Origin of the sequence: Sphingomonas sp. 28-62-11, from assembly GCF_002278865.1 — a bacterium.
Lineage (GTDB): Bacteria > Pseudomonadota > Alphaproteobacteria > Sphingomonadales > Sphingomonadaceae > Sphingomonas.
This window is the reverse complement of sequence record NZ_NCGB01000063.1, coordinates 1-5,952: the sequence shown is the minus strand read 5'-3', so window position 1 is coordinate 5,952 and position 5,952 is coordinate 1. Positions and strand designations below refer to the sequence as shown.

General features: G+C 60.5%; 4 protein-coding genes. 2 read left to right on the top strand and 2 right to left on the bottom strand.

All coding sequences use genetic code 11. The annotated features are described in order from the left end of the window. Nucleotides 1-923 (bottom strand): hypothetical protein (locus B7Y49_RS14545; protein WP_374128326.1); only part of this gene is annotated, 923 nt, incomplete at its 3' end. Between the two features lie 97 nt (nucleotides 924-1,020). Next, nucleotides 1,021-3,996, bottom strand: a complete 2,976-nt coding sequence (gene uvrA / locus B7Y49_RS14540; protein ID WP_374128325.1) for an excinuclease ABC subunit UvrA — start codon at nucleotides 3,994-3,996, stop codon at nucleotides 1,021-1,023. A 308-nt stretch (nucleotides 3,997-4,304) separates the two neighbouring features. Here uvrA and B7Y49_RS14535 point away from each other — a divergent pair, with 308 nt between their 5' ends. Together B7Y49_RS14535 and B7Y49_RS14530 are read left to right on the top strand one after the other, a co-directional pair. Further along, nucleotides 4,305-4,706, top strand: a complete 402-nt coding sequence (locus B7Y49_RS14535) for a hypothetical protein (protein ID WP_374128324.1) — start codon at nucleotides 4,305-4,307, stop codon at nucleotides 4,704-4,706. Nucleotides 4,707-4,877: 171 nt separating this feature from the next. Continuing rightward, nucleotides 4,878-5,501, top strand: coding sequence for a PAS domain-containing protein (locus B7Y49_RS14530; protein WP_374128323.1), 624 nt, complete (start codon nucleotides 4,878-4,880; stop codon nucleotides 5,499-5,501). Nucleotides 5,502-5,952: the final 451 nt, after the last annotated feature.

Here is a 5,952-nt window from a genome sequence, read left to right as displayed (position 1 = left end):
GGAATAATCTTCTCACGCATCACCCGAATCATCTCCCTTGCGACTTGTTGACGATCTGCAACACCATCTTCATCAATATCAACATTCAATGGGAATTTAGTAGAAAATAGGTTCTCTCCAATAAAATAAACTGTCCTCTGACGACCTTCTTCGCGTACAATCGCAGAGCAACCGACAATATCATCAGCATCCAGCTCCAGTAGGTGGCCTTGATTAACGATTGCCGCGATTGCTTGCTTTCGTTGGGCTTCCGTTCCTCTAACGCGACCAGCAACGTCGGCGACCTGCCGTTCGAAGTCTTCGCCAAGATCAGCACTGCTGATCGCAACAACACCAGCGGTGCCAAAAAGCGCCGGCCTTTCTGGCCTGTCCTGAGCCTTGCGGTACGTTAACTTCAAAGACACCGCGCGGCCCCGGCCTATCTCAGTATCAACGCTCTTCAGCGTCCGGGAGCCCACCTTGAAGTCTCCGCGCAGTATAGAAGTTAGAAGCTTTCGAAAGCCGTCATAGTCGCCGTACATTCCATGATAAGTAACACCGATCAATATCCTCCCATTCGCCAACCTTGTAACTAAATAATGAAAAGGTCTTAAATTAAGGCTATTTGGATCTATGATACCGAGAATATTATTTCTGTATTTTTGTCCGTAATAGGCCCCCTCAAAATCACCAAAATGGTTTCCTCGGCCGATTTCTTCGTAGTAGTTCAGAGGCAATATTTCACCTCTCTTTATAGCCGCTACTACACCATCATGCTCTACATCGAGGGGGTCTACGTCTGACAACCGGTCCACCACGCTTTGAAATTCAGCGTGCGAGAACCCTTCTTCTTGATGTTGATCCCCATCAACCTCTTTCGGAATCAACTTCACGAGGTAGTTGAACGCCACAGATACTTGATGATTTTTCTGACGCTTTGCCATACGCAGTCCAGGCCCTCATAATTGAACTGCCCTATGAAATACCGCATCTGCGGTCGGGTCAAGACGTAGGCAAAAGGCTACTTGACCCGATTGTCCGTTAATCACGTGGATACTTCCCCAACAACGGCGCCAGATACCGCCCCGTAAAGCTCCCCTTCACCCCCGCCACCTTCTCCGGGGTCCCCTCCGCCACAATCTCCCCGCCCTTCACGCCGCCTTCCGGCCCCAGATCGAGCACCCAGTCGGCGGTCTTGATGACATCGAGGTTGTGTTCGATCACCACCACGGTGTTCCCCTGCTCCACCAGCGCATGGAGCACCTCCAGCAGTTTACGGACGTCTTCGAAGTGTAGCCCGGTGGTGGGTTCATCGAGGATGTAGAGCGTCTGGCCGGTGGCGCGGCGGGATAGCTCCTTGGCGAGTTTCACGCGTTGCGCCTCACCGCCCGACAGCGTCGTCGCCTGCTGGCCGACCTTCACATAGCCCAGGCCGACCTCTGCCAGCATCGCCATCTTGTCGCGGATCGGGGGGACGGCCTTGAAGAATTCGACCGCGTCTTCCACCGTCATGTCGAGCACATCGGCGATTGAGAGCCCCTTGAACTTCACCTCGAGCGTTTCGCGGTTGTAGCGCGCGCCGTGGCAGACGTCGCAGGTCACATAGACGTCGGGCAGGAAGTGCATTTCGATCTTGATCAGCCCGTCGCCCTGGCACGCCTCACACCGGCCGCCCTTGACGTTGAAGCTGAACCGCCCGGGCTTGTAACCGCGCGCCTGGCTTTCGGGGAGCCCTGCGAACCAGTCGCGGATCTGGGTGAACGCGCCGGTATAGGTGGCGGGGTTGCTGCGCGGGGTGCGGCCGATCGGCGATTGATCGATGTCGATCACCTTGTCGAGATATTGCAGGCCGGTGACCTTCTCATGCTTGCCCGCGAGCATCCGCGCGCCGTTGAGCGCGCGCGCGGCGGCGGCATAGAGCGTGTCGATCGTGAAGCTCGATTTGCCGCTGCCCGAGACGCCCGTCACGCAGGTGAAGGTGCCGAGCGGGATGCTGGCGGTGACGCCGCGCAGATTGTTCGCCGTCGCGCCGTGGACGGTGAGCTTCTTGCCATTTCCTTTCCGCCGCGTAACCGGCACCGGCACTTCGCGCCTGCCCGACAGATAATCCGCGGTGATGCTGTTCGTGTTCGCCAGCACCTGTTCGAACGTGCCCTGCGCGACCACCTGGCCGCCGTGCACGCCCGCGCCGGGGCCCATATCGATCACATAATCGGCGGTGCGGATCGCATCCTCGTCATGCTCCACGACGAGCACGGTGTTGCCGAGATCGCGCAGGCGGCGCAGCGTTTTCAGCAGCATGTCGTTATCGCGCTGGTGCAGGCCGATGCTGGGCTCGTCGAGCACGTAAAGCACGCCGCTGAGGCCGCTGCCGATCTGGCTGGCGAGGCGGATGCGCTGGCTCTCGCCGCCGCTGAGGGTGCCGCTGGTGCGATCGAGGTTGAGGTAATCGAGCCCGACATTGTTGAGGAAGCCGAGCCGTTCGAGGATTTCCTTCAGGATACGCTCGGCGATTTCCTTTTGCTGGCCGGTGAGCTCGGCGGGGATCGCCTCAAACCACGCCAGCCCATCGACCACCGAGAGGCGGGTGACGCTGGAGATATCGCGCATGCCGATCTTCACCGCGAGCGCCTCCGGCTTCAGGCGCGCGCCGCCGCAGGTCTCACACGGGGCGCTGCTCTGGTATTTGCTCAGCTCCTCGCGCATCCACGCGCTTTCGGTGGACAGGAGGCGGCGGTTGAGATTGCCGATGACGCCCTCGAACGGTTTCTTGACGTCGTAGCTCTTCTTGCCGTCGATGAAGGTGAGCGTGACGGGCTTGCCGCCGGTGCCGTGGAGGATGATGAGCCGCACCTCGCCCGGCAGCTCGCCCCAGGGGGTATCGAGGCTGAAGCCGAATTCGCGCGCCAGGCTGCCCAGCACCTGCATGTAATAGGGGCTCGGCGGCTGCGATTTCGCCCAGGGCACGACCGCGCCCTTCTTGATGCTGAGCGCGTGGTTGGGGACAACGAGGTCTTCGTCGAACAACAGTTTCTCGCCGAGCCCGTCGCAGGCCGGGCACGCGCCCTGCGGGGCGTTGAAGCTGAACAGGCGCGGTTCGATTTCGGCGATGGTGAAGCCACTGACCGGGCAGGCGAATTTTTCGCTGAAGACGATGCGGTTGGGCGGGATGCCGGCGCCTTTCATCGCGCCGCCAGCTTGGGCTGGGGCGGCGCCTGTGGCACGTCCCTCGTCTGCGCTCGAGACAAACGTGGAACGGGCTTCCTTCACGCTCTTGGCGCCAAGATCGGCCACCACGCCATCCACCAGATCGACAAACGCCAGCCCCTCGGCGAGCTTCAGCGCGGTTTCGAAACTGTCCGCCAGCCGCGTGCCGAGGTCCGGCCCGACCACCAGCCGGTCGACCACGACCTCGATGTCGTGCTTGTATTTCTTGTCGATCGCGGGGGCTTCATCGATCTCGTAGATTTCGCCGTCGATGCGGACGCGGGTGAAGCCTGATTTCTGCCATTCGAGCAGTTCCTTCTTATACTCGCCCTTGCGCCCGCGCACGACGGGGGCGAGCAGATAGAGCCGCGTCCCCTGGGGCAGCGCCATGACCCGGTCGACCATTTGCGACACCGTCTGCGCGGCGATCGGCAGGCCGGTGGCGGGTGAATAGGGAATGCCGACGCGGGCCCAGAGCAGCCGCATATAATCGTAAATCTCGGTCACCGTCGCGACGGTGGAGCGCGGGTTGCGGCTGGTGGTCTTCTGCTCGATGCTGATTGCGGGAAAGAGCCCCTCGATATGGTCGACATCGGGCTTCTGCATCATCTCCAGAAACTGGCGCGCATAAGCGGAAAGCGACTCCACATAGCGCCGCTGCCCCTCGGCATAGATGGTGTCGAACGCCAGGCTCGATTTGCCCGATCCGGACAGGCCGGTGATGACGGTGAGCGTATCGCGCGGAATATCCACGGAGACGTTCTTGAGGTTGTGCTCGCGCGCGCCGCGGACGGAAATGTGAGTCAGCATGAAGGCATCTGTTCCATATTTGTTCGGTGCGGGCAAGCAGGTTGGACTGGCACCCGGTTAACCCAAACTTGTCCGTCATTGCGAGTGCAGCGAAGCAATCCAGGGCAGCGCGCGGGGCGCTGGATTGCTTCGCTGTGCTCGCAATGACGAATCTTGGCGAACCATTGGCGCGGTAGCTGCAGAAGTGGGAGCCGACGTCGCCAAGGACAAGCTGGCCCTTGTACTATTCCAGTGTGTTACCTATTTCATACACCAAGACCTTACGGCCCCGCGCGCGGATAGCCGGGGAATGGCGGATGGAGTGCAGCATGGCGAAGAAAGACAAGAAGGATTCGAAAACGGCGAAACCGAAGAAGGGCAAATTGCCCAAGGAGATCGCCGGGATCAAGATCCCCAAGGAACTGCGCAAAACCGGCGAGGCACTGATCGCGACCGCCAATTCCCCGGCGGGGCGCAGCATGCTGATCAGCGGCGCGACGGCGGTGATGGCGACCATGGCCGCCCGGATGCGGACGGCAAATCAGCCGGGCAACACGCCGCACACCGCCCCGCCCGTTCAACCGCGCGCGCCCGAAAGCAACGATAACAATCAGCCCGCTTTCGATGCCGAAGCCGCGGGCGCCCAAGTCGCGCGGCGGATCATCGACATCATTGCCATTGCTGCCAATGCGAGCAAGCGTCCACCCGAAGGCGGCACGTCCGGGGGCTGACGATCCCGAAACGCGTCGTCGATGCGGGCGCGCTCTGTATTGTATAAAATTGTTTCGGCACGGGCGCTGGTGGCAATTGGCAACCCAATCGCCTACATGTCGTTCATAGGAACGGCATGGCCGGAAATCGCTATCATGCGATCCGCCCAGCCGTCGGCAGGTTGACGAGGCATGACGACGACGCAGGAGGTTCATCCGCCCGAACCCAGAATGCTCGCTTTGATCGAGCAAAGCCCGATCGCGTCGGTGATCAGCGATCCGCGCCATCCCGATAACCCGATCGTCGCGTGCAACGATGCGTTCTGCGCGCTCACCGGCTATCCGCGCGAGGAAGTGATCGGGCGCAACTGCCGCTTCCTGTCCGGGCCTGGCACCGAACCCTGGCTGTCCGAACAAATCCGCAAAGGCGTGCGCGAGCATAAGCCGGTGCTCGTCGAAATCCTGAACTACAAGCGCGATGGCATGCCGTTCCGCAATGCCGTGCTGGTCGCGCCGATCTATGATGAGGGCGATGACCTCGTCTATTTCCTCGGCTCGCAGGTTGAGATCGACGATGATGCCCCCGCCCCTACCAGCCTGCGCCGCATTCGCGCCGCCGAACTGGTGAAGACGTTATCGCAGCGGCAATGGCAGGTGCTGAAACTCGCCTCGAACGGGCTGCTCAACAAGCAGATCGCGGCAGAGCTTGGCCTGTCCGAAAAGACCGTCAAAATGCACCGCGCGATCCTGATGGACCGACTGGGCACGCCCACCACGGCAGACATGATCCGCGTGGCGGTAGAGGCGGGGCTTTAAGCGCAGGCTTTCGACTATGGGCCATTAGCCGTATCGCTCGCTAGATTCCCCGGTCGTATCAGGAACACGGACGTCACGAGCGGCTTCGCGAGCTTTCAGGTTCAGCCCATCTGGCAGCATCCCGCGTTCGGCTCTTCCCTCTGCCGATGTTGATCGTGGCGTCCAACACGCAATCAGCAGACCCAAGACACAGACAGCCAAGGTGCTTCGGCTTTGTTCGCCACGACATTGGCCAGGGCAGCTTGACGCGTCACGATCATGCGCCGACGCCGGATGTTGACACATATCTCCATGGTCATTTGAATAGCGCCCACAATACCTAACCTGTTCACATGATTCGGTATTGTACGGACACTGACGTGCTCCCCTGAAACTCCGCCAGTCTGAGCTAGAGTCCTTCATGAAGGAGGACGACGATGAAGCGCAGCAGATTTACCGAGGAGCAGATCAT

Excerpts from the sequence above, each read along its gene's own strand:
- uvrA (WP_374128325.1), bottom strand. The coding sequence starts at position 3,996 with ATGCTGACTCACATTTCCGTCCGCGGCGCGCGCGAGCACAACCTCAAG.
- B7Y49_RS14535 (WP_374128324.1), top strand. The coding sequence starts at position 4,305 with ATGGCGAAGAAAGACAAGAAGGATTCGAAAACGGCGAAACCGAAGAAG.
- B7Y49_RS14530 (WP_374128323.1), top strand. The coding sequence starts at position 4,878 with ATGACGACGACGCAGGAGGTTCATCCGCCCGAACCCAGAATGCTCGCT.